25 protein-coding genes are annotated in these 25,458 nt (G+C 61.6%); 18 read left to right on the top strand and 7 right to left on the bottom strand.

The genetic code is table 11. The annotated features are described in order from the left end of the window. Positions 1-171 precede the first annotated feature (171 nt). Both L0H65_RS01205 and L0H65_RS01200 read left to right on the top strand, forming a co-directional pair. The gene (locus L0H65_RS01205) at positions 172-417 is read left to right on the top strand and encodes a WGR domain-containing protein (RefSeq protein WP_301456934.1); all 246 of its coding nucleotides are present in this window, start codon (positions 172-174) and stop codon (positions 415-417) included. Positions 418-427: 10 nt separating this feature from the next. Then, a complete protein-coding gene (locus tag L0H65_RS01200) occupies positions 428-1,483 on the top strand; it encodes a saccharopine dehydrogenase (RefSeq protein WP_301456933.1) in 1,056 nt (351 codons plus the stop codon). Positions 1,484-1,643: 160 nt separating this feature from the next. Here the strand turns inward: L0H65_RS01200 and L0H65_RS01195 are convergent, their stop codons facing one another. The 4 genes from L0H65_RS01195 to L0H65_RS01180 all read right to left on the bottom strand — a co-directional run bounded on the left by L0H65_RS01195 (position 1,644) and on the right by L0H65_RS01180 (position 5,765). Next, positions 1,644-2,381, bottom strand: a complete 738-nt coding sequence (locus tag L0H65_RS01195; RefSeq protein ID WP_301456932.1) for an SDR family oxidoreductase — start codon at positions 2,379-2,381, stop codon at positions 1,644-1,646. Positions 2,382-2,473: 92 nt separating this feature from the next. After that, on the bottom strand, positions 2,474-3,682 hold the full coding sequence (locus L0H65_RS01190) for an MFS transporter (RefSeq protein WP_301456938.1): 1,209 nt from the start codon (positions 3,680-3,682) through the stop codon (positions 2,474-2,476). A gap of 41 nt (positions 3,683-3,723) precedes the next feature. After that, positions 3,724-4,476 carry a DUF1365 domain-containing protein gene (locus L0H65_RS01185; RefSeq protein WP_301456931.1) on the bottom strand — a complete coding sequence of 251 codons (753 nt, stop codon included), beginning with the start codon at positions 4,474-4,476 and terminating at the stop codon, positions 3,724-3,726. Then, complete coding sequence (locus L0H65_RS01180; RefSeq protein WP_301456930.1) at positions 4,473-5,765, bottom strand: NAD(P)/FAD-dependent oxidoreductase; 1,293 nt, start codon at positions 5,763-5,765, stop codon at positions 4,473-4,475. The genes L0H65_RS01185 and L0H65_RS01180 overlap by 4 nt, the downstream gene beginning before the upstream one ends. A 222-nt stretch (positions 5,766-5,987) precedes the next feature. Between L0H65_RS01180 and L0H65_RS01175 the strand changes: the two genes are divergently transcribed. Both L0H65_RS01175 and L0H65_RS01170 read left to right on the top strand, forming a co-directional pair. Further along, a complete protein-coding gene (locus tag L0H65_RS01175) occupies positions 5,988-6,557 on the top strand; it encodes a sigma-70 family RNA polymerase sigma factor (RefSeq protein ID WP_301456937.1) in 570 nt (189 codons plus the stop codon). A gap of 11 nt (positions 6,558-6,568) precedes the next feature. Further along, entirely contained in the window at positions 6,569-7,207 is a 639-nt protein-coding gene (locus L0H65_RS01170) for a ChrR family anti-sigma-E factor (protein ID WP_301456929.1), read from the top strand. A gap of 26 nt (positions 7,208-7,233) precedes the next feature. Here the strand turns inward: L0H65_RS01170 and L0H65_RS01165 are convergent, their stop codons facing one another. Beyond that, positions 7,234-7,431: a DUF1674 domain-containing protein gene (locus tag L0H65_RS01165; RefSeq protein ID WP_301456928.1), complete on the bottom strand. Its 198-nt coding sequence runs from the start codon at positions 7,429-7,431 to the stop codon at positions 7,234-7,236. A gap of 75 nt (positions 7,432-7,506) precedes the next feature. On the opposite strand from L0H65_RS01165, the gene L0H65_RS01160 reads away from it, so the two are divergent. The 10 genes from L0H65_RS01160 (at position 7,507) to L0H65_RS01115 (ending at position 19,676) form a co-directional block, all read left to right on the top strand. Further along, positions 7,507-8,769: an RsmB/NOP family class I SAM-dependent RNA methyltransferase gene (locus L0H65_RS01160; protein ID WP_301456927.1), complete on the top strand. Its 1,263-nt coding sequence runs from the start codon at positions 7,507-7,509 to the stop codon at positions 8,767-8,769. A 144-nt stretch (positions 8,770-8,913) separates the two neighbouring features. After that, positions 8,914-10,614 carry a heparinase II/III family protein gene (locus L0H65_RS01155; protein WP_301456926.1) on the top strand — a complete coding sequence of 567 codons (1,701 nt, stop codon included), beginning with the start codon at positions 8,914-8,916 and terminating at the stop codon, positions 10,612-10,614. A 27-nt stretch (positions 10,615-10,641) separates the two neighbouring features. Next, positions 10,642-12,231 (top strand): bifunctional phosphoribosylaminoimidazolecarboxamide formyltransferase/IMP cyclohydrolase, encoded by a 1,590-nt coding sequence (gene purH, locus L0H65_RS01150; protein WP_301456925.1) that lies wholly within the window; start codon positions 10,642-10,644, stop codon positions 12,229-12,231. 1 nt (position 12,232) lies between these two features. Continuing rightward, the gene (lspA, locus tag L0H65_RS01145; protein ID WP_301456924.1) at positions 12,233-12,739 is read left to right on the top strand and encodes a signal peptidase II; all 507 of its coding nucleotides are present in this window, start codon (positions 12,233-12,235) and stop codon (positions 12,737-12,739) included. A gap of 41 nt (positions 12,740-12,780) precedes the next feature. Then, positions 12,781-13,308, top strand: coding sequence for a DUF3035 domain-containing protein (locus L0H65_RS01140; RefSeq protein WP_301456923.1), 528 nt, complete (start codon positions 12,781-12,783; stop codon positions 13,306-13,308). 122 nt (positions 13,309-13,430) lie between these two features. Next, positions 13,431-14,774, top strand: coding sequence for a pitrilysin family protein (locus tag L0H65_RS01135; protein ID WP_301456936.1), 1,344 nt, complete (start codon positions 13,431-13,433; stop codon positions 14,772-14,774). 2 nt (positions 14,775-14,776) lie between these two features. After that, positions 14,777-16,081 carry a pitrilysin family protein gene (locus tag L0H65_RS01130; protein ID WP_301456935.1) on the top strand — a complete coding sequence of 435 codons (1,305 nt, stop codon included), beginning with the start codon at positions 14,777-14,779 and terminating at the stop codon, positions 16,079-16,081. A 72-nt stretch (positions 16,082-16,153) separates the two neighbouring features. Continuing rightward, entirely contained in the window at positions 16,154-17,983 is a 1,830-nt protein-coding gene (gene mutL / locus L0H65_RS01125) for a DNA mismatch repair endonuclease MutL (RefSeq protein ID WP_301456922.1), read from the top strand. Beyond that, complete coding sequence (locus L0H65_RS01120) at positions 17,980-19,140, top strand: DNA recombination protein RmuC (protein ID WP_301456921.1); 1,161 nt, start codon at positions 17,980-17,982, stop codon at positions 19,138-19,140. Before mutL ends, L0H65_RS01120 begins: the two co-directional genes overlap by 4 nt. Further along, a complete protein-coding gene (locus L0H65_RS01115) occupies positions 19,137-19,676 on the top strand; it encodes a HutD family protein (RefSeq protein ID WP_301456920.1) in 540 nt (179 codons plus the stop codon). Before L0H65_RS01120 ends, L0H65_RS01115 begins: the two co-directional genes overlap by 4 nt. Before the next feature lie 12 nt (positions 19,677-19,688). On the opposite strand, the gene L0H65_RS01110 is transcribed toward L0H65_RS01115, so the two are convergent. Beyond that, entirely contained in the window at positions 19,689-20,318 is a 630-nt protein-coding gene (locus L0H65_RS01110; RefSeq protein WP_301456919.1) for a peptide-binding protein, read from the bottom strand. Further along, positions 20,315-21,136, bottom strand: a complete 822-nt coding sequence (locus tag L0H65_RS01105) for an ABC transporter permease (protein ID WP_301456918.1) — start codon at positions 21,134-21,136, stop codon at positions 20,315-20,317. The genes L0H65_RS01110 and L0H65_RS01105 overlap by 4 nt, the downstream gene beginning before the upstream one ends. A 136-nt stretch (positions 21,137-21,272) precedes the next feature. Between L0H65_RS01105 and cysQ the strand changes: the two genes are divergently transcribed. The 4 genes from cysQ to L0H65_RS01085 all read left to right on the top strand — a co-directional run. Then, positions 21,273-22,067, top strand: a complete 795-nt coding sequence (gene cysQ, locus L0H65_RS01100; protein WP_301456917.1) for a 3'(2'),5'-bisphosphate nucleotidase CysQ — start codon at positions 21,273-21,275, stop codon at positions 22,065-22,067. After that, positions 22,064-23,293, top strand: coding sequence for a glycosyltransferase family 2 protein (locus tag L0H65_RS01095; protein WP_301456916.1), 1,230 nt, complete (start codon positions 22,064-22,066; stop codon positions 23,291-23,293). Before cysQ ends, L0H65_RS01095 begins: the two co-directional genes overlap by 4 nt. Before the next feature lie 144 nt (positions 23,294-23,437). Next, the gene (galU, locus tag L0H65_RS01090) at positions 23,438-24,334 is read left to right on the top strand and encodes a UTP--glucose-1-phosphate uridylyltransferase GalU (RefSeq protein WP_301456915.1); all 897 of its coding nucleotides are present in this window, start codon (positions 23,438-23,440) and stop codon (positions 24,332-24,334) included. A 4-nt stretch (positions 24,335-24,338) separates the two neighbouring features. After that, on the top strand, positions 24,339-25,458 hold a 1,120-nt coding region (locus L0H65_RS01085), incomplete at its 3' end, for a glycosyltransferase (protein WP_301456914.1).

Genomic DNA, 25,458 nt, shown 5'->3' with positions numbered 1-25,458 from the left:
ACAACCGATATGCGCCAGCGGCCACCGCCCCGGTCAGGGCCAAGCCTCCCATTGCGTAGATCATCGCGCGCCGTTCCATCCGGTTTTTCCTTTTGCTCCCCTGCAAATCTGGTATCCCTTGGATCAGAAACCAAGCGAAAGCCGTTTGCTTTTTGTTCGAAGGGGGCGGAATTGATCGGTTTTCATCTGCAACACTGCCAAAACGGTCGCGCCAGATACTACACTGTCGATGTCGCTTATAACCTCTTTGGCGAATATTCGGTGCTGCGCGAATGGGGCATGCGCGGAAAACCGGGGGCCAATTCCGGGCAACATCGCATCCTCTGGTTCGCCAACCTTCGCGACGCCTGCCTTGCTGCCGAACGGTTCCAGACCCGGGCAAAGCGACGCGGGTTTGATGAATTGCACTCAGAATGAGGAACAGGACATGACACATATCTGGGTCCGGGCCGAGCAGCGCCCGAATGAGGAGCGGGTCGGCATCACCCCGGACGGTGTCGCGGCATTGCTGGCAGCGGGGTTTGAGGTGACGGTGGAGGAAAGCTCGGTCCGGGCGATCCCGATTGGCGGGTATCGGGCAACAGGTTGTGCCATCGCGGCAGAAAATTCCTGGCCCGATGCGCCGCGGGATGCGATCATCTTCGGGCTGAAGGAACTGCCAGAGGATGGCACGCCGCTGGTGCATCGCCATATCCTTTTTGGCCATGCCTACAAGGGGCAACCCGCAGGGCAAGACCTGTTGCGCCGGTTCAAGGCTGGCGGCGGGGCGCTTTACGACATCGAATATCTGGTTGATGAAGCCGGGCGGCGCGTGGCGGCCTTTGGCTATTGGGCCGGATATGCCGGGGCGGCGGTAGCGCTGAAATGCTGGGCGGCGCAGCAGGGCGGCCGGGTCGCGGGTCCGGTGACGAACTATCCCGGCAAACAGGCGCTTTTGGATGATCTGGGCAAGGATCTGGCGACGACCGGCGTGCCACTCCCCCGCGCGCTGGTGATCGGGGCGCTGGGGCGGGTTGGCACCGGCGCGTCCGACCTGTGCGAGGCGTTGGGTGTTACGGTGACCAAATGGGACATGGCGGAAACCGCCAGCGGTGGCCCGTTCCCGGAAGTGTTGGCGCATGAGATTTTCCTCAACTGCATCCTTGCGCGGCCCGGTTGCCCGGTGTTCGTGCCGCAAAGCGCGTTGCACGCGAAGCGGGCGCTTTCGGTGATTGGCGATATCGCCTGCGATCCGACCTCGGATTTTTCACCGATCAAGGTCTATGACCGGGCCACCGATTGGGCCGCCCCCGCGCTGCGGGTTTGCGAGGATCCGCTGCTGGATGTGACCGCGATCGACAACCTGCCGTCGTTGTTGCCGGTGGAAAGCAGCGAGGATTTCGCCGGGTTGTTGTTGCCCTCTCTCCTGACGCTAAATAGGTTGGATGCGGGGGTTTGGGGCCGGGCAAAGAGGCTGTTTGACGGCCATGTCGCACAGGTTTGACGCGGCGCGATATGTGCAACCTTGCTGTGGATATTTTTGAACAGATGAAAGGGGAAGGAGGCAGGCTCCGGCGTTTGACTTGAGATGCCAACATCACCTGATGCTTTGAAATATTTGATATCTGGCAACGTTTGGTGAGTCATGTTCAACGCGAACTGTTTCATTTCGGCGCGAAAATCCGGTAATAGGCCCAATCCGGCAGGATGTTCGCGGCGCGGAACAGCCAAGAGAACAGGGTGGGAAAGTTCCGGCGGAACCGGTCGGTTTGCATCAGCTCAAAGATTTCACGCGCGGCGCGTTCGGGTTCCATCAGGAATGGCATCGCAAAATCATTCTTCTCGGTCAGGCGGGTTCGGATGAAGCCGGGATTGGCAAGTTGTACCGTCACCCCACTGCCGCGCAGGTCGGCATAAAGGCATTCGGCAAGGCGCATGACACCGGCCTTGGAGGCGGCGTAGCCGATGGCACCCGGCAGGCCCCTGAAGCCGGAGAGCGAGCCGGTCAGCACCAGATGACCATTTCCGCGTTGCACCATTGCGGGCAGAACGGCACCGATCACCCGCGCGCAACCGGTGAAATTCACGTCACACATCGCCTCCAGCTTTTCGGCGTCACAGTTTTGCGCGGCCATCGGCCAATAGACGCCCGCAAGAAACACCACGCCATCGACGGCGCCGATCTCTGCCGCCGCAGCCGTGACCGCAGCGGCATCGGCCACATCCAGCGCCACCGCCTGCGCTTTGCCCGGCATTTGCGCCACCGCGCGTTGCAACCCGCTGGCGGAGCGCGCCGACAGCACCACCTCGGCACCTGCCGCGCTGATCTGGCGGGCGAGGGCGAGGCCCAAGCCCTCTGTCGCGCCGATCAGCCAGTATCGTTTTCCTTGCCATTGCCTCATGCTGAGCATCCTTTTCGGGTTCGGGCCGGGTCAAGCCCACAAGCGTAATGCAACATCATGCCGGGGCCAAGCGCGCAAGGGTTGGGCTGACCCTACGCCGGTCGCGACTCGCTGCTGCACCTTGGTTCCTCTTGCATCGGGGTTCGCACCACGAGCGCGATCGCCGCGAGTTTCAGCGCGCAGGGCAAGCCCGCGTACAGCAGGGTCAGCGCGTGCAAAGCTTGCGCGGAGTTGGCACTTCCGGAGGTGAAACCGTAGGCCCCCAGCACCGGAAACAGCACCAGCGCCGCGAAGGCCAGCGTCAGCTTGGACGCAAAGGACCACAGGCCAAAGCCCATCGCCTCGCCCCCCTTATGCGCCGCGAGTTGGCGGGCAAAGAGGGCCGGCAGCAGCACCATATCGGCAGCAAGCGCCGCACCCGACGCGGCGGAGATTGCTGCGAAGGCCAGCACATCACCCGTTCGGAGCGTCAAGGCAAAAGCGAAGGCGATGATCGCCAGTACCATGCCCGCGAGCAGCGTGTTGCGTTGACCAAAATGCGCGGCGATCCGGCCCCAAAGTGGAGCGGTCAGCGCGGCGGTGATGAAAAACAGCAACAGGAGCGGTCCGCTGAGGTTAGCCGCGCCGATACGGCTTTCCACGAAGAACGGGAACAGCGTCGCTGTCACCGCGACCGGGGCGGAATTGACAAGCGCAAGCGCCAGAAAACGCCGCGCAGTCGGATCGGCAAGGACGGTAAGCGGGGAGGCATCGGCACCGGTCGCTGCGGCCGTCCATTGCTGACGCATCGCGAAACTTGCCAGCAACACGAACAACGCAAAACCCAAGGCAAAACCCGCGAAAGGCCGCGCTATGACATAACCCAACAGCGTGGGAGCGATTGCGGCAAGCGAAATCCCGACCAACGCCCCCGCTTCGCGCCAGCTTGCCAGCCGCAAATGCCCACCGGGCAGCGTTGCCGCCTTGGCAACACCCTGCGCATAAAACGCAATCGTCAGAAAAGAGAAAGCCGAGAACAGCCCGGTCAATGTCAGCGCGAACCACCAGAGCGGCGGCAAAAGCGGCGGTATGGCGAAGAGCCCGATCATCGACAACGCCAGCACCAGCGCCGCAACCGTCACGCCAAACCGCCGATGCGCACGCGTCTTTTCCGCCAACCAGCCAAATGCCGGGTCTTGGACCACATCGAGCAGCCGCAACCCGAACAGAACGACGCCAAGCGTCACCAGCGAGACACCGTATTCATCAACATAGAACTTCGGCGCATGGATATAGATCGGCAGACCCGCCGCCGCGATCATCGCACCGAACAGTGACCACGGCAAAAGACCGCCTTGCGGATTCACTTCGACACGTCATTCGATGGCGGCTCCGGTCGGGTGAAAAACCTCGCCCGTTTCAACCACAGCTTGATCGCCTGCCAATGGATCAATGCCAGCACGCGGCGCGACCCGAACGGGCGGCGCAAACAGGCGCGCAGGATGGCCCGATTGGTCAGGGGCGCACGCTGTCCGGTCAATGTGGCGATCAAACCGTCGTTGCCGTTGGTGTAGTCAATCCAGATCCCGATGCGTTCCGGCGTGATATCAAAACGGAACTCATACCCGCCCGAAACCGGCTGAAACGGTGAGACGTGGAATATCTTTTGCGCCTTGATCCGATCTTCGCGGGTGATCGGTTCAAGGTCATCACGGTGGCAAAGGTAGGAATGGCGGTCGCCGAAGGTGTTGCTGACCTCTGCCACCACAACGCGCAACCGCCCTTCCGCATCGTGGCACAGCCAGAATGACACCGGGTTGAAGACATGGCCAAGGACGCGCGGTTGGGTCAGTAACTCCACACACTCCCCACCCGGCAAGCGATGTTCGGCCAACACCTGCCGCAGCCACGCCACACCGCGCCCTTGTTTCGGTGGGCCACCGTGGTCACTGTCCCAAACCGAGGTCAAATTGCCTCGATTGCGCGAAAACAGGCTTGGCCCTTCGCCATCGTCGGGGTTCAGCAGCACATAATCCACAGCATAGCGAAAGGCGTTTTCCACCTCCCCCCGCCGGCCGTGAAAGGTCTGGCCCGCAATATGGTCGATCTTGCTCATGCCGCGACCCGAAGCTGCCGCGCGCGCATTGCCTCCACCACATCGACGGCGCTGGCAAAGCCGTCCTCGTGAAAGCCGTTGCGCATCCACGCGCCGCAGAACCACGTTTGATCCGCTCCGTTTACCGCCCGCAGGCGCGCCTGCGCCGCCAACGCGCCGAGGTCGTAAACCGGGTGGCGGAAGGTAATCTGGTCGTGGATCAGCTCCTCCCGGATCGGGCGATTGGCGTTCAGCGTCACGAAAAGCGGGTCATCCATCGGAATCGGTTGCAGGGAGTTCATCCAATAGCTGAGGTCAATCCGGTCCGGGCGCGGCCCCGCACCTTCGACATAGACCCACGACGCCCACGCCGCTCGCCGTTTCGGCATCACGCTTGCATCGGAATGAAGAACAACATCATTGGGTTGATATTTGATCGCCGACAGCGCCGCTGTCTCCGTCACGGTGGGGTCGGAAAGCAGGTTCAAGGTGTCGTCAGAATGGGTGGCAAAGATCACCTCGTCAAAGCCTTCCCATTCCGACCCCTTCGCCCGGATCATCACTTGCCCGGCCTCGCGCCGCACCGCCGCGACCGCAGCACCAAGGCGCAGGTCGACGCCCGCGCCTTCCAGCGCAATTTGCAGCCGCCGTACATATTCGACCGATCCGCCTTGCACCGTATACCACTGATGTTGCCCGGTCACCGTCAGCAAGGCGTGGTTCTTGAAAAACGCAATCATGGCTTGCGCCGGAAACTCCAGAATACCTTGCGTCGGCGTCGACCAGATCGCACCGGACAGCGGCAAAAGATAGTAATCTCGGAACCAGTCGCCCGCGCCAAGACGCTCCAGAAACTCGCGGATGGTCATGCCACTATCGCCCGCAATCGCCTCGGCTTCTGCATTGAAGCGCGTGATGTCGCGCAACATGCCCCAATAGCGCGGGTCCATCAGATTGCGTTTCTGCGCGACCAACCCTTTCCAATCGCGAAAGCCGTATTCAAACGCGCCGCCGTTGATCGAAGCCCCGAAGCTCATATCGCTTTTGGCCGTGGGCACACCCAGCTTGTCAAAAAGCCCGACCAGATTGGGGTAATTCACATGGTTGAACACGATGAACCCGGTATCGACCGGTTGATCGCCGCGCTTGCCGGCCAGAACCGTGCGCGCATGGCCGCCAAGCCGCTTTTCGGCCTCAAACAGCACGACCTGATGATCGGAGGATAGCAGATGCGCCGCCGCCATGCCGGAAATACCACCGCCGATCACCGCAACACGGCGCGTGGCTGGTCCTTTGGATTCAAATGGCATCTGGCGTCCTTTGGGTTGCAGTTCGACTGCAAGCGTCTACGCAACCAAGGCGCAAATGGATCAATCAACACCGCAACCGATGGGAATTCGATCTTGCGTGATCCAATCCACGGCGTCGGGCGTAAACTTGGCATGCTGCAACAGATCAACCATCAATCGGCTTTTGAAAAAGCGGATGCGCCGCGCCGCCTGACACCCTATGCTGGCCGGGGCACGGCTTTCATGTCGCGTCGAAAAGGTGGGTCAGTGACAGTCGAAGACGGGCAGGATGATTGGAACGTGCTGATCCTTCGGGTCCGCGACCATCGCGACAAAGGCGCGTTTGCCGCGCTCTTTCGCCATTTCGCCCCGCGCATCAAAGGCTATCTGATGAAATCCGGCGCCAGCGCCAGCCTGGCGGAGGAATGTGCGCAGGACGTGATGGCGACGCTGTGGCAAAAGGCCCATCTTTATGATCCGACCCGCGCTTCTGCGGCGACATGGGTGTTCACCATCGCCCGCAACCGCCGCATCGACGCGCTGCGCAAATCCCGCAGGCCGGAACCCGAAGACCTGCCTTGGGGGCCAGAGGCAGAGCCGGACCAGTATGACACGCTTGCCCTTGCCGAAGAAACTGCAAAACTGGCCGAAGCGATGGCACTGTTGCCCGATAAACAACGTGCATTGGTTGAGCGCGCCTATTTTGGCGATCTTTCGCATAGCGAGATTGCGGCGGAAACCGGCTTGCCACTTGGCACCATAAAATCCCGCATCAGACTGGCGCTCGACCGCCTGCGCCATAAGTTGAGTTGAAGGTGAAGACGATGACGATCCGCCACCATATATCCGACCCGCTGCTGATGGCCTATTCCGCCGGACATTTGCCGGAGGCGTTCAGCCTTGTTCTCGCGGTGCATCTTACGCTTTGCGACGACTGTAGGGCGCGGCTGGGTGCCTTCGATGCCATCGGCGGGGTGCTACTCGAAGCAGGCAACCGGGAAGCGATGGGGCCGGGCAGCCTCCAAGCAACTTTGGCGCGGCTGGATCGCGCCGCTCCCGCGGCCCCGTCCCGGCGCGGCAAGGACTCTGTCCCCGCACCTTTGGTTGATTACATCGGTCCCGATCTTGCGGCGGTCAAATGGCGCAGCCTTGGTATGGGGGTGCGGCAGGCCATTCTGCCGACCGACACAGCCGCCTCTGCCCGTCTGCTCTATATTCCGGCAGGCCGGGCGGTTCCCGATCACGGCCATCGCGGCACCGAACTGACGCTTGTGTTGCAAGGTGCATTCCATGATGAGATCGACCATTTCGGTCCCGGTGATCTGGAGATTGCCAACGAAGACCTGAACCACCAACCCATTGCGGACCTGGGTGCCGATTGTATTTGCCTTGCCGCCACCGATGCGCCATTGCGCTTCAATAGCTTGTTGCCGCGTCTGGCGCAGCCGTTCTTCCGGATTTGAACCGCGATAAAGAAATCGTCGCTGGATCAGAAATCGACCGCAATCCCCTTCCGCTCCCAATCGCCGTAGCGCACCGGTTCCGGCCCTTTGCGCCCGCCCAACTCGATCGGACGTTCCACTGCGTCCGCCACCTTGCGGCGCGCTGCGGCCTCGGCCAGGGCGCGTTGGGCGGCAGGGGGCATCTCGGCGGGCAAAGCGGGGTTCTGGCTGTCATCAACGGGCATGGCGCGGGCTTTCTTGTCTCTGATCTAGGTTTGATATAGGCGGCAAGACGCAATCAGGCAACAAGGGGCCGCAGCATGGCAGTGGATGGAACAGCGGCGCGGCGGGCAGCGGTCACGGTTTTGGGCGCGGTTCTGGATGAAGGGCAACAGCTTGGTCAGGCGCTGGACGCCCCGAACTCCCCCCTCGCACCACTTTCGCCATCCGACAAAGCCCGCGCCCAGCGCCTTGTTCTGACCACGCTGCGGCATGTTGAACCCGCCGACCGTGTGTTGAAACCGTACTTGCGCAAATCCCCGCCTGATCTTGTTTTGAATGCGCTGCGGTTGGCAGTTGTGGAATTGGCGGTGGACAGTGCGGCAGCGCATGGGGTCGTCAATGCGATGGTCGACCTCGTGCGCAATGGCAATCGTACCGGGCATATGTCCGGTCTGGTCAACGCGGTGCTGCGCAAGGTTGCGGCGACGCCCGACCTCTTTGCCAAGCTCCCGCCACAACGTCTGCCGCAATGGCTGCGTCAACCCTTGGTGCATCTTTGGGGCCGGGAAACTGTTGTGGCCATCGAGGCGGTGCAGGCACAAACCCCACCACTCGACCTGACGCCAAAAACCAGCTTTGAAATCGAAACTGCCACGCCTTTGCCCACCGGCAGCCTGCGCCTTGCACAATCGACACAGGTTTCCGCACTTCCCGGCTTTGCCTCCGGCGATTGGTGGGTGCAAGACGCCGCTGCCGCCCTTGCCGCCCGCCTGCTGGATGCGCAACCGGGCGAAGCGGTGCTGGATCTTTGCGCCGCACCGGGCGGCAAAACCCTGCAACTCGCCGCTACCGGCGCGATAGTGACCGCGCTCGACATCTCCGGCCCTCGCATGGCGCGGCTGCGTGAAAATCTCGCACGCACCGGACTTACCGCAGAAATTATCACCGCCGACGCCTTGCATTGGCAACCCGAATCCTTGTTCGACGCCGTGCTGCTGGATGCCCCCTGCTCCGCCACCGGCACAATTCGCCGCCACCCGGATTTGCCCTTTATCAAGGACGGCTCCGACATCCCCGATCTCGTCGCCCTGCAAACCGCGCTGATCGACCGCGCGCTTGGCTTCCTGAAGCCCGGCGGGCGCTTGGTGTTTTGCACCTGCTCCCTGCTGCCCGAAGAAGGAGAGGCGCAGTTGGACGCCCTGCTGACCCGTCGCCCCGGCGTGACGGTGGAGCCGCCAACCCTGCCCAGCATCCGGCCCGAATGGATCACAGAACGCGGCGGATTGCGCCTGCGCCCGGATTACTGGGCCAATATCGGCGGGATGGATGGGTTTTTCATGGCACGGATTCGTATTCCCTGACCGCCAAAGATCAATTAGCGGTGACAGCGCGCATAGCCGCCGCTATGATCGCCCGAACCAGACCCGTAACCGGGCAGTTTTCATTGAGTGGCAGCAGCACGAGGCACCTTGGCGACTTTCCCCACAGAAGGGTTCGCAGCGCGCTTGACGCATTGGCAGAACCGATGGGCCGCGTGGCAGTCCGGGCGCAGTCATGCGGCGACGGGATTCGTCTCTCACCCCGAACCGCGCAGCATCGGGCTGTTCGCACGCGGCAAGCAATTGATGGCGGGCAATTTCCTGCTGGCCGGACATCTGGTGGAATCTCCCGGAACCCTGCTATGGGATTTGCCGACATCCGCCCCGGAATTCTGGCTGGAGGCGCATGGCTTCGCTTGGCTCGACGACATGGCAGCGGTCGGCGACCCGATTGCCCGCGCCCGCGCGCAAGAGTGGATCTGGGCGTGGATCGCGCGTTATGGTCGCGGCAAAGGGCCGGGCTGGACCCCTGACCTGACCGGAAGGCGCCTGATCCGCTGGATCAATCACGCGATCTTCCTGATGAACGGGCGCAGTTCCGCCGATACCCAACGCTATTTCCGCGCCCTTTCGGCGCAAACCATGTTTCTGTCGCGGCGCTGGCACGCCTCGGCCCCCGGCCTGCCACGGTTCGAGGCGCTGACCGGGCTGATCTATGCCGGGCTTGCCCTGACCGGAATGGAAAGGCTTGTGACCCCGGCGATTGCCGCACTCGCCCGCGAATGTGAGGCAGAGATTGACGCGCATGGCGGCCTTCCCACCCGCTCCCCCGAGGAATTGCTGGAGGTGTTCACTTTGCTGACATGGGCGGCGCAGGCGCTGGGTCAAGCCGATCAAACTGTCCCCCAAGCCCACCGCGCCGCGATTGCGCGCATCGCCCCGACCTTGCGCAGCCTGCGCCATTCTGATGGCGCGCTGGCGCGGTTTCACGGCGGCGGGCGCGGGATGGACGGGCGGCTCGACCACGCGCTTGCGGCTTCGGGCGTCAAGGCAGCACCCGGCAACGGGCCCGCAATGGGTTTTCTTCGGCTTGGTGCGGGGCGCACTTCGGTCATCATCGACGCCGCCGATCCGCCGGGGGGCCATGCCGGGGCATCCGCCCACGCCTCCACCCTTGCGTTCGAGATGACCTCCGGTCGCCGCCCCGTCATCGTGAATTGTGGCTCCGGCAAGCCTTTTGGCATCGAATGGCACCGCGCAGGTCGCGCCACCCCCAGCCATTCCACCCTGTCACTTGATGGCTATTCCTCCAGCCGTCTCAACCGTGGCACCCCGGAAATTCTGGCCGACCGCGCCCATGTCACCCAAACCCGCCCGACGGAGACCGCCGAAGGCCACGCGTTGCGCCTTGCACATGACGGGTGGGTCGGCACCCACGGCCTGACCCATTCGCGCCTGCTGCTGCTGTCGCATGATGGCCGCCAATTGGGTGGGCAGGATGAACTGACGGCGGCGACACCTGAAAATCGTGCCCGCCTCGCCGCTGCAATCACCCGCAAAGGTGGGGGGGAGGTGCGCTTCACCCTCCGCTTTCATTTGCATCCCGATGTCGATGCGGCGATTGACATGGGCGGCAATGCGGTCTCCCTCGCCCTCAAAAGCGGTGAGATCTGGATTTTCCGCCATTCCGGCTCCCGTGGCTTGTCAGTAGAACCTTCGGTCTATCTGGAGAAAGGCCGCCTGATGCCGCGTGCGGCCAAACAAATCGTGCTTTCGGGGCAAGTCGCGGAATTTGACGCGGTGATCGGCTGGACCTTGGCGAAGGCACAGGATACTCCGCTGGCCATCCGCGATCTGGAACGCGACGACACCGTGTATTCGATCTGACCCGAAGCTGCCGCAAGGAAACCGCCCATGACCGCCGATCTTCACCCCATTCGCCGCGCGCTGTTGTCAGTGTCGGACAAGACCGGGTTGATTGATCTGGCCAAGGCATTGGTGGCGCATGGCGTGGAACTGCTATCGACTGGCGGATCAGCGGCGGCTTTGCGGGACGCGGGGCTGGTGGTGCGCGATGTTGCCGATGTGACGGGATTTCCGGAAATGATGGATGGGCGGGTGAAAACCCTGCATCCGGCAATCCATGGCGGCTTGCTCGCGTTGCGTGACAATCCCGACCACCGTGCCGCGATGGCAACGCATGGGATCGCAGCAATCGACCTGCTGATCGTCAATCTTTATCCGTTTGAGGCAACTGTTGCCAAAGGCGCTCACTATGACACCTGCATTGAAAATATCGACATCGGCGGCCCGGCGATGATCCGCGCTGCCGCCAAAAACCACCGTTTCGTCAATGTCGTGACCGACCCCGAAGATTACACCGCTTTGCTGGAGGAACTCTCTGCCAACGCGGGCGCAACCTCTTACGCCTTCCGCCAACGTCTTGCACAGATCGCCTATGCCCGTACCGCCGCCTATGATGCCGCCGTGTCGAAATGGATGGCGGGTGCATTGGACCTCGCGGCCCCGCGCCGCCGCGCCTTTGCTGGCACCCTGGCACAAACCCTGCGCTACGGCGAAAACCCGCATCAAACGGCGGCGTTTTATACTGATGGCACCAACCGCCCCGGTGTCGCAACCGCAAAACAATGGCAGGGCAAGGCGCTGTCGTACAACAACATCAATGACACCGATGCCGCCTTTGAACTGGTCGCGGAATTTGCCCAAAGCGGCCCGACCTGCGCCATCATCAAACACGCCAACCCCTGCGGCGTGGCAACAGCCGAGACTTTGGCGGAGGCTTATGAGCGTGCATTTGACTGTGATCGAACCTCGGCTTTCGGCGGCATTATCGCTTTGAACCAGATGCTTGACGGCCCCACAGCCGAAAAGATCTCACAGATCTTCACCGAAGTTGTCATCGCCCCCGATGCCGATGATGCCGCCCGCGCGGTGTTTGCAAGCAAGAAAAACCTGCGGCTATTGACCACCGGCACCCTGCCCGATGCCACCACCCCCGGCCTTGCCTTCCGGCAGGTTGCGGGCGGGTTTCTGGTGCAAGACCGGGACGCGGTGAACGTGACAATGGACGATTTGCGCGTTGTCACCAAGCGCAGTCCCACGGATGCTGAAATTCGTGACCTGCTGATGGCATGGACGGTCGCGAAACACGTCAAATCCAACGCCATCATCTATGTCAAGGATGGTGCGACAGTCGGCATTGGCGCAGGCCAGATGAGCCGGGTCGACAGCACCCGTATCGCCGCCCGCAAAGCGCAGGATATGGCCGAAGCGATGGGCCTGCCCGTACCGCTGACACGCGGCGCGGTTGTCGCCTCGGATGCGTTTTTTCCCTTTGCCGACGGGCTGATCACGGCGGCAGAAGCCGGGGCCACGGCCGTCATCCAACCCGGTGGCTCAATGCGCGATGATGAGGTGATCGCCGCCGCCGATGCCGCTGGCCTTGCGATGATCTTTACCAACCAACGTCATTTCCGGCACTGAAATGCGCATCTTCTGGACCGCCCTTGTTGTATTCGCCCTCGACCAAGCCAGTAAACTGGCGGTGATCTTTGGCCTGAACCTGCCGGAACGGGGCGACATGGATATCTGGCCGCCCTATCTCAGCTTTCGCATGGCATGGAACAAGGGCGTCAACTTCGGGCTTTTCGCACATAATTCCGATGTGATGCGCTGGATTCTGGTCGCGGTGTCGCTGGTGATCACCGCTTGGGTGTGGCGCTGGATGTCGCGGCGCGGACAACCGAAACTGGCACAGATTTCCGCAGGGATACTGATCGGCGGCGCTTTGGGAAATGTGGTGGATCGCCTCGCTTACGGCGCGGTTGCCGACTTCCTGAATGTGTCCTGCTGCGGTATCGACAACCCCTATGCCTTCAATGTCGCGGATATCGCGATATTCGGGGGTGCGGCGGGTTTGGTCCTTTTCGCCTCCGATGGCAAAAAGAAGGGCGAAAAGAAAGGCGCGAAAGACCCCGTGACGCGCCGATAAGTTTCGGCTAAACAAGGGCAAGAACTTTGAGGGAGACACAAATGCTTGCAGGAAAAGGGGTCTTGGCACTCGCCGCAGTCGCGATGCTGACGCTGGCCGCCTGTAGCAGCGGAGAGCCGCACCTGATGAACCTCACCTCCCCCGGCAATGGTCCGGATGAATTCGGTATCCTGCCGACGAAACCGTTGCAGATGCCCGAAGACTTGAAAGCCCTGCCCGAACCGACACTTGGCGGCAGCAACCTGACCGATCCGACACCGGAAGCCGATGCCGTTGCCGCACTCGGCGGTCATCTGCGCGAAGGTGCGGGGATTCCGGCGGGCGATGGCGGGCTTGTCAACTATGCTTCGCGCTATGGCCGTGCAGCCGACATCCGCAGTGCCCTGGCGGCGGAAGACCTTGAATTCCGCACCAACAACAAGGGCCGCGTTCTGGAACGCCTGTTCAACGTAAACGTCTATTACCGCGCCTACAAACGCCAATCGCTGAACCAGCAGGCGGAATTGCGGCGCTGGCGCGCGCGTGGCGTCAAAACCGTTTCCGCCCCGCCCGCCAAAAAAGGCGAATGACGGCGGCTCCCCGCGCATCACTAAAGCGTCAAAACGGCTTGACCCCGCGATCCAGCCGCGTAGGTGTGTTTTCGCAAACCCCGTCCGGTTTGCGCCCTGACGGAGGATTGCCGATGTTGCGCATGCTGTTGCTGCCCGTGGTTTTGACCATTGCCGCCACCGGGGCCGCATGCGCCGACAAGGTTACCACCTTCACCTTGAACAACGGGCTGGAAGCGATTGTGATCGAGGATCACCGCGCGCCTGTCGTGACGCAGATGCTCTGGTACAAGATCGGGGCCGCCGATGAAGCCCCCGGGAAATCCGGCATCGCACATTTTCTGGAACATCTGATGTTCAAAGGCACCGCCACCGTCGCCCCCGGCGATTTTTCGAAAATCGTGGAGGCACAGGGCGGCAATGACAATGCTTTCACCACGCAGGATTATACCGGCTATTTCCAACGGGTTGCCGCCGACCGTTTGGAATTGATGATGCAGATGGAAGCGGACCGCATGCGCGGCTTGATCCTGACCGATGACATCGTGAAGACCGAGCGCAGCGTGATTCTGGAGGAGCGCGCCCAGCGCACCGACAGCGACCCCGGCGCGTTATTCAGTGAGCAGCGCGATGCCGCGCAATATATGAACAGCCCCTACGGTATCCCGGTGATCGGCTGGCGGCACGAAATGGCAGCGCTCAGCCGTGAAGATGCTCTGAATTTCTACCATACCTATTACGCGCCGAACAACGCGATCCTGATCGTGGCAGGGGACATTGCGCCTGACGCGGTAAAGGCACTGGCCGAGAAATACTATGGCCCGATTGCGCCGACGGCAAACCTGCCGATCCGGATGCGCCCGACCGAGCCGCCGCAACTTGCCGAGCGCCGCCTGTCCATGGCGGATGCGCGCGTGGCGCAGCCCTATGTCATCCGCACCTATCTTGCGCCGGAACGCAACTCAGGCGCGCAGGACAAGGCAGCGGCTCTGACCTATCTGGCGGAACTTTTGGGCGGTAGCAGCACAACCTCGGTTCTAGCCCGCGCCATGCAATTCGGGGCTGATGCCAAGGCGATCTATACCAGCGCCTTTTATGACGGGATTTCACTGGATGAAACCACCTTCGGTTTTGTGGTCATGCCAGTGCCGGGTGTTTCGCTTGCCGATGCCGAGGCGGACATGGACAAGGTGATCGCGAAGTTCCTTGTCGATGGCGTCGATCAGGCCGCATTTGACCGCATCAAACGCCAACTTCGCGCCGATGACATCTACGCCCGTGACAATGTGGGCGGTCTGGCGCGCGAATACGGGGCATCGCTGACCAGCGGGCTGACCGTTGCCGATGTGCAGGCATGGCCCCAGGTGCTGCAAGCGGTGACACCCGATGCGGTGATGCAGGCCGCGCATGAGGTGCTGAACCGCAAGAACGCGGTAACGGGCTGGCTGACCCAACCGGTTGACCCGAAAACGGAGGCCAAGCCATGAAGATGCGTTTCGTTTTTGCGGCACTTGTCGCCTTCGCGCTGCCCGCGCAGGCCGAGATTCCGATTCAAGCCGTGACCTCGCCCGGCGGCATCAAGGCCTGGCTGGTCGAAGACCACGGCATCCCCTTCACCGCGCTTGAAATCCTGTTTCGCGGCGGCACTTCACTCGATCCGGTGGATCAGCGCGGCGTGGTCAACCTGATGACCGCCCTGATTGAGGAAGGTGCAGGCGATCTGGACGCGCAAGGCTTTGCCGAGGCGCGCGATGCACTTGCCGCGCAGTTCAGCTTTTCCGCCAATGATGATTCCATCGGCGTTTCCGCACAATTCCTGACCGAGAATCAGGCGGAAGCGACTGACCTTTTGCATCTTGCCCTGACGCAGCCGCGCTTTGATGCCGACGCGGTGGAACGTGTGCGCGGTCAGGTGATTTCCAACATCCAGTCCAACGCCAAAGACCCCGCGACCATCGCGCAACGCCGCTTCGACATGATGGCCTTCGGCAAGCATCCCTACGGCAGCGCCGACAGCGGCACCGAACAAAGCGTGGCCGGGCTCAGCCGTGCCGATATCGTTGCCGCCAACAAGGCGTCGCTGGTGCGCGACCGCGTTTATGTTGCCGCCGCTGGCGATATCGACGCCGAGAAATTGGGGATTTTGCTGGACAAACTGCTCGGTGACCTGCCGGCCACTGGTGCGGCCTTGCCGCCAGACGCGGTTTATGCGCTGAAAGGTGGGGTGACGGTGGTGGATTTCCCCAGTCCGCAATCTTCGGTAGTCTTTGGACAGCAAGGCATCAAACGCGACGATCCTGATTTCATCCCGGCCTATATGCTCAATGAAATTCTGGGTGGTGGCCGGTTCAGCGCGCGTTTGATGACCGAAGTGCGTGACAAGCGCGGGCTGACCTATGGCATCGGCACCTATCTGTGGCCAATGGATCACGCTGAACTGATGCTCGGCCAGTTTTCCAGCGCCAATGCCAATGTCGCCCCGGCGATTGGCCTGATAAAGCAGGAATGGGCCGATGTTGTGAAGGATGGGGTCACGGCGGACGAACTGGCCGCGATCAAGACCTACCTGACCGGCTCTTATCCCTTGCGTTTCGATGGCAATTCCCGCATCGCGGGCATCCTTGTCGGGATGCAGATCGAGGGTCTGCCCATCGACTACGCCAAAACCCGCAACGAAAAGATCGAAGCGGTGACGCTGGACGACATGGCTAAAATCGTCAAACGTCTGTTGAAACCGGATGATCTGCATTTTGTCGTCGTGGGGCAACCGGATGGGCTGACCACCACACCCTGACGGCTTGAAAAGCGGTGGATAACCCTGCGCATGTGGTGGCAGGATTGTCCGCCGCATGCTAGAACTGGTGGCATGAACGCCACGACCCCCAACATTCACCCCATCCCGCGCCCGGTCATCCGCCAACTGGACGAAGGCGCGATCAACCGTATTGCGGCGGGGGAGGTAGTCGAACGCCCGGCGTCCGCCGTCAAGGAACTGGTCGAAAACGCATTGGATGCAGGCGCGCGCCGGATTGCGGTTGACTATGCCGATGGGGGCAAGACCCTGATTCGCGTCTCCGATGACGGCTACGGCATGACCGGCGACGACTTGCCACTGGCACTGTCGCGCCATGCCACCTCCAAGATCGACGGATCTGATCTTCTGAATATCCATTCATTCGGCTTCCGGGGCGAGGCGCTGCCCTCGCTTGGCGCGGTTGGCCGTCTCACCATCACTTCGCGCACCGCCGAAAGTGACGGCATGATGATCGCCGTTTCGGGGGGACGGATGGACATTCCACGCCCTGCCCCCCTGACGCGTGGCACCATCGTCGAATTGCGCGACCTGTTTTACGCCACCCCGGCACGACTGAAATTCATGCGCTCCGACCGGGCAGAGGCGATGGCGATTGCCGAAGTGATGAAACGGCTGGCACTGGCAGAGCCGGAGGTTGGTTTCACCCTGCGCGATGTGTCGGGCGGTGATGCGCGCGTGATGTTCCGCGCCGATCCCGCACCGGGCGATTTCTTCAACGCCTTGCATGGGCGCGTTGCCACCGTGCTTGGCCGCGATTTCGCCGATAATTCCTTCGCGGTCGACCATACCCGCGAAGGCTTGCGCTTGGTCGGTTACGCCGCTTTGCCAACCTATTCGCGCGGGTCTTCCGCCGCACAATACCTGTTCGTGAATGGCCGCCCGGTGCAGGACCGGATACTCTACGGCGCGCTCAAGGCCGCTTACATGGATGTCCTCAGCCGCGACCGCCACCCCGCCGCTGTGCTGAACATCGCATGTGACCCGCAACAGGTCGATGTGAACGTCCACCCCGCGAAATCCGAAGTCCGCTTTCGCGACCCTGCGCTTGCCCGCGCAATGATCATCTCCACGCTGCGCCATGCCTTGGCCGAGGCCGGGCATCGCGCATCGTCAACCGTGGGGGCGGAAACTTTGGCGGCGTTCCAACCCGAACCTGGCCAAGCGCCGCGCGTCTATCAGATGGAGCGCCCCAGTGTCGGCGCAATTTCCCGCGCTTATACCTTTCAGGCACCCGAGCCGATGATGGGCTTTGCCGAGGCGCCTTCGGCCCGCATTGAATCTTCCGACCAACGCGGAGAATCCCTGCCCTTGGGGGCTGCCCGCGCACAAGTGCATGAAAACTACATCATCGCGCAAACCGCCGATGGTATCGTGATCGTCGACCAACATGCCGCCCATGAACGCCTTGTCTATGAACGGCTCAAAGCGCAACGGGATGGGGCAGGCATTGCGACCCAAGCCCTGCTGATCCCTGAAATCATCGAGCTTTCCGCCAGCGACACCGCCCGCCTGCTGGATGCGGCCCCCGCCTTGGCGGGCCTCGGCCTTGTGATCGAAGGTTTCGGCGGCGCGGCCATCGCCGTGCGCGAAACGCCCGCCATCCTTGGCCGCGTCGATGCAACCGCGTTGCTGAAAGACATCCTCGACGACCTCGCGGACCTTGGCAATTCCGACCGTTTGCAGGCCCGCATGGATGCGGTTCTGTCGCGCATGTCGTGCCACGGCTCCATCCGCTCCGGCCGCCAGATGCGCGCCGAAGAAATGAACGCGCTGCTGCGAGAGATGGAGGCAACCCCGCTTTCGGGTCAATGCAACCACGGCCGCCCCACCTATGTGGAGCTGAAACTGGCCGATATCGAAAAACTGTTCGGGCGCAGATGATTGAAATTTCGGGCCAAATCTACCAATGGAACGACCCGCTGATCCTGCTGATCGGCGGGGCCGCCCTTGTTGTCCTTGCATTCTTTCTTCTGATTTTGCGCGCGACGGGCCAATCCGCCAAAGCCACCGAACCGCTGCTGCGCGAAATCGGCTCACTTGGCCAGCGGGTGCAGTACCTTTCCGAAGGGCAGGAGCGGCTTTCGGGCGGGTTGCATCACGTCTCCGAAACCCAGACCCATTCCCAAACCGCCATGCTGCAACTGATGGAAAAGCGTCTTATGGAGGTGCAGCGCGGCATGACGGAAAGCTTGCAAGGCACCTCCACCCGCACCGCGCGCAGCCTTGGTGAATTGCAGCAGCGGTTGGAGACCATCGACAAAGCCCAGGCAAATATCGAAAAACTGTCCGGCAATGTGCTGGGATTGCAGGATATTCTGTCGAACAAGCAAACCCGCGGTGCGTTTGGCGAAATCCAGTTGAACGACATCGTACACAAGGCGTTGCCGTCTGATGCCTATTCGATGCAGGTCACGCTTTCGAACGGCAAGCGCGCCGATTGCCTGATCCACCTGCCCAATCCCCCCGGCCCTATCGTGATCGACAGCAAATTCCCGCTGGAGGCGTATGAGGCGCTGCGCCGCGCCCAATCCCCGCAGGAATTGACTGATGCCGCGCGGCAGATGCGGGTTTCCGTCAAGGCGCATATCAAGGCGATTTCCGAGAAATACATCCTTGATGGCGAAACCGCCGATGGCGCGCTGATGTTCCTGCCGTCCGAGGCGGTCTATGCCGAACTGCACGCCAATTTCCCCGAACTTGTGCGCGACGGGTTTGATGCGAAGGTCTGGATCGTCTCCCCCACGACCTGCATGGCAACCCTCAACACCATGCGCGCGGTGCTGAAAGATGCGCGGATGCGCGAACAGGCCGGGGCGATTCGCGCCACGTTGCGCTTGCTTCACCGTGATGTGGAATTGGTGGTGGACCGGGTGGACAAGCTCAACACCCATTTCAATCAGGCCCGCGCCGATCTGGAAGGGATCGGCACCGCCGCCGAACGTGCAGGAAAACGCGCCGCCAAACTCGACAATTTTGATTTTGAGGAATTGGCACCCGAATCCGCACCGCCGGTCATTGGCAAGCAGGCCGCAGAATGACCGCACCCCAAACGCGGCATCTGACTCGCGCCGATTATACCGAAATGCCTTGGGCCAACGGGCGCGGAACCACGGTGGAGATTCTGCGCCAAGACGGTGCGCAGGGCTTTCTTTGGCGCTTTTCCATGGCCAGCGTGGCGGAGAACGGCCCGTTTTCCCAATTTCCCGGTATCGACCGCAACCTGACCGTGATCGCTGGCCCCGGATTTGATCTGCTGGGGGAGGTGCATTTGCACGCCGCCCCACTGCATCCGGTCGCCTTTCCCGGCGATGTCGCGATCAGCGCGAAAAATGTCACCGCGCCTTCGATTGACTTCAACGTGATGACCCGCCGCCCCTTACCGTTGCCGGTGGTCCAAGTGCTATCCAACACCGCAATAGCGCCGATGGAAGGCGCGATCCTGTGCCTGTTTTCATTGGGGGATGTTCGGGTCGGCCCGCACACCCTTGGCCGCCACGACATGCTGTTCGATGCGCCGCAAGCGCATCTGTCCGGCGATGCGGTTGTCGCGATTCAGCTTTTCACCAACCGCTGAGGCGTTTCGACCTCAAGGTGCCAACCGACAGCAACCGGAAAAGCCGCTGGTCCCGGCACTGCTGCCATCGACCCCTTTCAGAAACAGTGTCAGCGCGATGCCATATTCCCGGTCGCTCATCCCGTCGGTACAGGATTGGCCGGTCAAGGTCGCGAAGCCAACCCGTGCTGGTCCCAGCAGCGACATTCCAATAACCCCGCGCCGCCCATCCGCTTCGGCCTTCCAGTCAAACCACAGACCCAGGGTCTCGCTATCCATCTGATCGAGGAAAACCTGCCCCTTGGCCGCGTCGAGTTTTGCCGACCAGAACGGTTCCGTCCCCGAACAGGCCAGTCTTGTCGGCGATTGGTCCCAATCCGGCCCCGGTTGCCGCTGCAAATACCGCATCGCGGCCCAGCCGGTGCTTTCGGACATCGCAACCAGCCCCCAGCGCCCATCTTCCGACACGCGCAACACCTCTGCGTCGACGGCATTCGGAGCAAGTTCGCCGCGCTTCTGCGCCGCTGCACTCGGTTCCGCGCGCAGGTTCAGCACATCATCCGCTGCAACCCCCGCAACATCATAAAGCGCCGGAAACATCTGCGCCGCTGCCCATCCCGCGGCAAGACCCCACAGGCAGACGGCAAGCCAAAGCGCCCTCAACTCTTGGCGCCCCAGCTTAGCGACGCGTGTTTGCTGGTGAAGTTTTCAAACATGATACCGATGATGAACAACACCAGTGTCACCTTTATCGGATACATGTAATTGCTGTAATGCGGATGGTAGTTCAGGAAAACAAAGCCGCGCCCCTGATCAATCGTATGAAACAGCGGGTTCCAGTCGAACATCTTCAGCTTGGACGTGGGCATCGCGTTGGCAACGAACATCTTGCCGCTCGCGATCATGTTGGCGCGTTGGTAGAGGATCGTCACGACCCCGATGGCCTCTGGCTGCCACGGCTTTGCGGCCAGAAAGATCATGCCGATGGCAACGCCGCTGATCCATGACAGCAGCAACATCGCCATGGTGCCGATCGGATCATGGATGGTGATCGGGTGGAACGCGGCGTGATAGACATAAAGCACCACCGAGGCCGACAAAACCTGAATATACAGCGCGCTGAGCGCGGCGGCACTGACTGCAACAAAGGTTGTCATTGGTGCGTGTTTCATCATGGCAGAGGTCGAACCACCGCAGCCCGATACCGCAGCAAGCGCCTTGATATGCGTCATGAACATGAAGATGCCCGACATGACGTACAGCAGGTAATCGCCCCGGATCGCCGACCCGCGCAGCCCGAGAAGTTTGAACATCACGAAGAACACGGCAACCAGAATCACCGTCTGCATGATGTTCAACAAAAGGCCGATGACGGCATTGCCGTGGTTTTTTCGGACATCCCGAACACTGGCATGGAAGATCAACTCCACCATACCCAATGCCGTCTGAAACGGTCCCTTCCGGGCTACACGCTGGAACATCGCGGTCCTACCTCAACTCTTCCACGCCCACCGAAAGGTTATATAAGGGAAATCTTGCCGAACCCTTATCAAACGAACATAATGGATTATAAGGGTTTTTGCAATAATCCCGAAATCACGAATTACGGAGCGTTGAATGGACTTTTCCTCCCTCGTGGGGCAGATGCGCAAGTTGGCGCTGGAAGCGGGCGACAGGATCATGCAGGTCTATGCCTCGGATGATTTCGACGTGCGCGCCAAATCCGATGCCAGCCCGGTGACCGAGGCCGATGAAGCGGCAGATGCGATCATTTCGGCGGGTCTGCGCGCCACCTACCCCGATATTCCGCTGATCACCGAGGAACAGGCCGACAGCCATGCCTTGCAGGCGACCACGTTCCTGATCGTCGATCCGTTGGACGGCACCAAGGAATTCGTGCAAAGGCGCGGCGATTTTACGGTGAACATTGCCTATGTCGAGAACGGTGTTCCCTTGCGCGGCGTGGTCTATGCCCCCGCCAAGGGGCGGCTGTTCTATACCCGCGCTGATGGCCAATCGGTGGAGGAAACCGGGGCATTCCTGAAGGATAACGCCGGTCCCTCACGCGAGATCCGGGTGTCCGGGCCGGACAATGCCGCCCTCATGGTCGTTGCTTCCAAATCCCATCGCGATGCCGCGACCGATGCCTATATCGGCAAATATGCGGTGCGCGACATGACCAGCGCCGGCAGCAGCCTGAAATTCTGTCTGGTCGCAACCGGAGAGGCTGATCTTTACCCCCGGCTGGGCCGCACGATGGAATGGGACACGGCGGCAGGCGACGCCGTTCTGCGCGGGGCGGGCGGCCATGTCGTGCGCTTTGATGATCACACCGCGCTGATTTACGGCAAACCCGGCTGGGACAACCCGTTTTTCATCGCCCATGCGCCGGGGGTCGCGTTGAAGCGATGATACCAGCGAATGCCAGCCTCATCATCGTCAGTCGTCACCGCGAGGCGGCATTGATGCGGGCTTTGGCGGGCGTGGCACAGATGGACCACCCGGCGTTTGAGGTGATCGTGGTCGCGGACCCGCAAGCGGCGCAGGCGGTGCGTGACAGTGGAATCGCCGTGAAGCTGGCGGAATATGACAAACCCAACATCTCAACCGCCCGCAACATCGGCCTGCGGCTTGCCGCTGCACCCGTTGTCGCCTTTCTCGACGATGATTCGGTGCCGGAACCGACTTGGCTGTCCCGCCTCTGCGCGCCTTTTTCCAACCCGAAGGTCAATGCGGCAGGTGGTTTTGTTCTGGGGCGGTCCGGGTTGCAATGGCAATGGCGCGCCGCCTGGATAACCGGCGATGGATTTGACGAACCCTTCGACGCCCCGCCTGAAACCAGCCTTCATCCCGGCACACCGACCCGCGCGATCAAGACGCAAGGCACCAACTGCGCCTTTCGCCTTGCGCCGCTTTTGGCTATCGGCGGGTTTGATCCGGTCTATTCGTTCTATCTGGATGAGGCGGATGTGAACCTTCGGCTTGCCGCTTTGGGCGGCTTGACAGCGGTGGTTCCGGGTGCCGTGGTCCATCACGGCTTTGCCGCATCGGCGCGGCGCCGGGCGGACCGCATCCCCACCGATCTGACGCAGATCGGGCATAGCCTTGCGCTGTTCATCGCGCGCCATGGCCAAAGCGCCGATGCCTTAGGTCGCCATATCACCGAACAACGCGCCCGGCTTTTGCGCCATATGATCAGCGGCGGGCTGGAGCCGCGCGATGTACGCCGCCTGATGCGAACCGTGCATGACGGCATCCATGACGCCAATGCGCTGCGCCATCGCCTCGCGCCAGAACCGATCACAGCCACCCCAACGGCCTTCTCCCCGTTGCCCGGCACCGGACCACGCAAGGGCCGCCTTGTGTTCGGAAACCTGTGGAACCGCGCCAAACTCAAAGCCGCCGCCCAAGATGCCGTGGCACGGGGAGAGATTGCGACCCTTGTCCTGCTGGCCCCCGGCCTGCGCCCGCATCGCCACCGGTTCAATCCGGGCGGCTGGTGGGAACAAAGCGGCGGGCGCTTTGGCCGCAGCTTTCGCGATGGCCCCCGCTTTGTGTGGAAAAGCGCCGCAACCCGCCGCGCCAAGGAATCAGCCCGCTGGTCACAATTCCGCCCAATCTCCGACGAGTCGCTTTGAATTGTCGCAAAAATGTGGTCAATCAAGGCAAACCGTTTCCAAATGGTCATGTTCGCGTCGAAATTTGACCTAATTCGAATGTCATCTATCATTCTGCAAGAACGAACTTGTGGTAATGTTGAAATGCATGGGTGGGACTAGGCTATGAAAATCAAGAAGATCACCAAAGCTGTCTTTCCGGTCGCCGGGATGGGAACGCGCTTCCTGCCGGCAACCAAGTCGGTCCCGAAAGAGATCATGACGCTGGTTGACAGGCCGCTGATCCAATACGCAATTGATGAGGCGCGCGCCGCTGGCATCAGGGAATTCATCTTCGTCACCTCGCGCGGCAAATCCGCGCTGGAGGATTATTTCGACGTTGCACCGGATCTGGAAAATACACTGCGCAAAGCCGGCAAGAAAGAGCTGCTTGCAGTCCTGAAAGGCACCAATATGGACAGCGGCGCAATCGCCTATGTCCGGCAGAACCGCCCGCTTGGTCTTGGCCACGCAGTCTGGTGCGCACGGCGGCTGATCGGCAATGAACCCTTTGCCGTCCTGCTTCCGGATGACGTGATCGCGGCGGAAAAGCCCTGTCTGAAGCAGATGGTGGAGGCCTATGCCGAAACCGGTGGCAACATGGTCGCGACGATGGAAGTCTCGCCGGAAAAGGCAAGTTCCTACGGCGTTCTCGATGTTGCCGAGGATATGGGGGCCATTGTGCGCGCCAAAGGCATGGTCGAAAAGCCCAAAGCCTCCGAAGCGCCGTCGAACCTTGCGGTCATCGGTCGCTACATCCTGTCGCCGAATGTGCTGAACAACCTCAACAAGATGAAGCAGGGTGCCGGAGGTGAGATTCAACTGACCGACGCCATCGCGCAGGAAATCGGGGGGGAGGAATCGGTCTATGGCTACCGCTTCCGCGGCCAACGCTACGATTGCGGCTCCAAAGCCGGGTTCTTGCAGGCAACGGTTGCCTTTGGCCTCGCGCGCGAAGACCTGCAACGGGAATTCAGCGATTTTCTGCATGACATGATGGCGCAGCAAAAGGCGGCGCAGTAACCCGATGCCGCCCGCCGCCCGGCTGCTTGACCTGACGCGGCTGCTGTCGCGTCTGGGCAAGGGCCAACCGACCGGGGTTGACCGGGTGGAGGCTGCCTATCTTTCGCGGCTGCTTGCACTGACCGAACCGTGCTTTGCGCTGTTGCGCAGCGGCGCGGGTTTTGTGCTGCTTGATCGCGCCGGTATGGCAGCGTTTCAAAACCTGTTCCGAAAACAAGGACCGTTGCCGCCCGCCGACCTGCTGTCGCGCCTCACGCGGCGCAGTGATCCGGTGCTGGCCCAGTCCGAAACCGCCATTCGCGCACTGGCCTTTGCGCGCTGTATCCCGCCCCGCCTGCCACAGATGCTGCGCCGCGTCCTGCCGGCTGGCTTTGCCTATCTCAACACCGGTCACGCCAACCTGACCGACGACATTCTGTCGAAACTGCGCGAGGGCGGTGCCGGCAAAATCGCGGCGCTGATCCATGACACCATCCCGCTCGATCATCCGGAGTTCTCGCGCCCCGACACCGTTGGCGTGTTTCGCGACAAATTGGCCGCGACCGCCCGCCACGCCGATCTGGTGATCCATACCGCCACGATCAACCGCGCGCAGACGGAAAACCACTTTGCCCGCTTCAATCGCATCCCCGAAGGCGTCGTGGCGCTGCTTGGTACTGACCCGCCGCAACCTGACCCGATGCCGCCGCGCGACCAGCCCTATTTCGTCACGCTCGGCACGATTGAACCGCGCAAGAACCACGCCTTCCTCCTCAACCTCTGGCAGAACCTGCATGATCAACTTCCGGAAGCGGAGGTTCCGCATCTGCTGATTCTCGGGCGGCGCGGATGGATGAATGATGCGGTTTTTCAGCGCCTCGACACCGCAGCTTTCATGGGTCGCACGGTGTTTGAGTTTTCCGGCCTGCCGGACGGTCAGGTTGCGGGGCTGATCGCGGGCTCATGTGGCCTGCTGTTTCCCAGTTTTGTCGAAGGCTTTGGCCTGCCCGCGCTGGAAGCCGCCAGTCTCGGTGTGGATGTCGTTCTGCCGCCGTTGCCAATTTATCGTGAGACTCTGGGCAATTATCCCGTTTACGCAGACCTGTCGGACAGTTATTCTTGGTTGGAAACAATCATCCGCCTCA

Source organism: Pseudorhodobacter sp. (assembly GCF_030452865.1).
Classification (GTDB): domain Bacteria; phylum Pseudomonadota; class Alphaproteobacteria; order Rhodobacterales; family Rhodobacteraceae; genus Pseudorhodobacter.
Note: the sequence above shows the minus strand (reverse complement) of the source record. Positions and strands in the feature narration are given on the sequence as shown.

What these genes read in the sequence shown, in the direction of transcription:
- L0H65_RS01190 (WP_301456938.1), bottom strand. Translation starts at nt 3,682, where the DNA reads ATGATCGCGGCGGCGGGTCTGCCGATCTATATCCATGCGCCGAAGTTC.
- L0H65_RS01130 (WP_301456935.1), top strand. Translation starts at nt 14,777, where the DNA reads ATGCGTTTCGTTTTTGCGGCACTTGTCGCCTTCGCGCTGCCCGCGCAG.
- L0H65_RS01200 (WP_301456933.1), top strand. Translation starts at nt 428, where the DNA reads ATGACACATATCTGGGTCCGGGCCGAGCAGCGCCCGAATGAGGAGCGG.
- L0H65_RS01170 (WP_301456929.1), top strand. Translation starts at nt 6,569, where the DNA reads ATGACGATCCGCCACCATATATCCGACCCGCTGCTGATGGCCTATTCC.
- L0H65_RS01105 (WP_301456918.1), bottom strand. Translation starts at nt 21,136, where the DNA reads ATGTTCCAGCGTGTAGCCCGGAAGGGACCGTTTCAGACGGCATTGGGT.
- cysQ (WP_301456917.1), top strand. Translation starts at nt 21,273, where the DNA reads ATGGACTTTTCCTCCCTCGTGGGGCAGATGCGCAAGTTGGCGCTGGAA.
- L0H65_RS01115 (WP_301456920.1), top strand. Translation starts at nt 19,137, where the DNA reads ATGACCGCACCCCAAACGCGGCATCTGACTCGCGCCGATTATACCGAA.
- L0H65_RS01185 (WP_301456931.1), bottom strand. Translation starts at nt 4,476, where the DNA reads ATGAGCAAGATCGACCATATTGCGGGCCAGACCTTTCACGGCCGGCGG.
- L0H65_RS01180 (WP_301456930.1), bottom strand. Translation starts at nt 5,765, where the DNA reads ATGCCATTTGAATCCAAAGGACCAGCCACGCGCCGTGTTGCGGTGATC.
- galU (WP_301456915.1), top strand. Translation starts at nt 23,438, where the DNA reads ATGAAAATCAAGAAGATCACCAAAGCTGTCTTTCCGGTCGCCGGGATG.
- L0H65_RS01175 (WP_301456937.1), top strand. Translation starts at nt 5,988, where the DNA reads ATGTCGCGTCGAAAAGGTGGGTCAGTGACAGTCGAAGACGGGCAGGAT.
- lspA (WP_301456924.1), top strand. Translation starts at nt 12,233, where the DNA reads ATGCGCATCTTCTGGACCGCCCTTGTTGTATTCGCCCTCGACCAAGCC.
- purH (WP_301456925.1), top strand. Translation starts at nt 10,642, where the DNA reads ATGACCGCCGATCTTCACCCCATTCGCCGCGCGCTGTTGTCAGTGTCG.
- L0H65_RS01095 (WP_301456916.1), top strand. Translation starts at nt 22,064, where the DNA reads ATGATACCAGCGAATGCCAGCCTCATCATCGTCAGTCGTCACCGCGAG.
- L0H65_RS01160 (WP_301456927.1), top strand. Translation starts at nt 7,507, where the DNA reads ATGGCAGTGGATGGAACAGCGGCGCGGCGGGCAGCGGTCACGGTTTTG.
- L0H65_RS01165 (WP_301456928.1), bottom strand. Translation starts at nt 7,431, where the DNA reads ATGCCCGTTGATGACAGCCAGAACCCCGCTTTGCCCGCCGAGATGCCC.
- L0H65_RS01120 (WP_301456921.1), top strand. Translation starts at nt 17,980, where the DNA reads ATGATTGAAATTTCGGGCCAAATCTACCAATGGAACGACCCGCTGATC.
- L0H65_RS01140 (WP_301456923.1), top strand. Translation starts at nt 12,781, where the DNA reads ATGCTTGCAGGAAAAGGGGTCTTGGCACTCGCCGCAGTCGCGATGCTG.
- mutL (WP_301456922.1), top strand. Translation starts at nt 16,154, where the DNA reads ATGAACGCCACGACCCCCAACATTCACCCCATCCCGCGCCCGGTCATC.
- L0H65_RS01195 (WP_301456932.1), bottom strand. Translation starts at nt 2,381, where the DNA reads ATGAGGCAATGGCAAGGAAAACGATACTGGCTGATCGGCGCGACAGAG.
- L0H65_RS01135 (WP_301456936.1), top strand. Translation starts at nt 13,431, where the DNA reads ATGCTGTTGCTGCCCGTGGTTTTGACCATTGCCGCCACCGGGGCCGCA.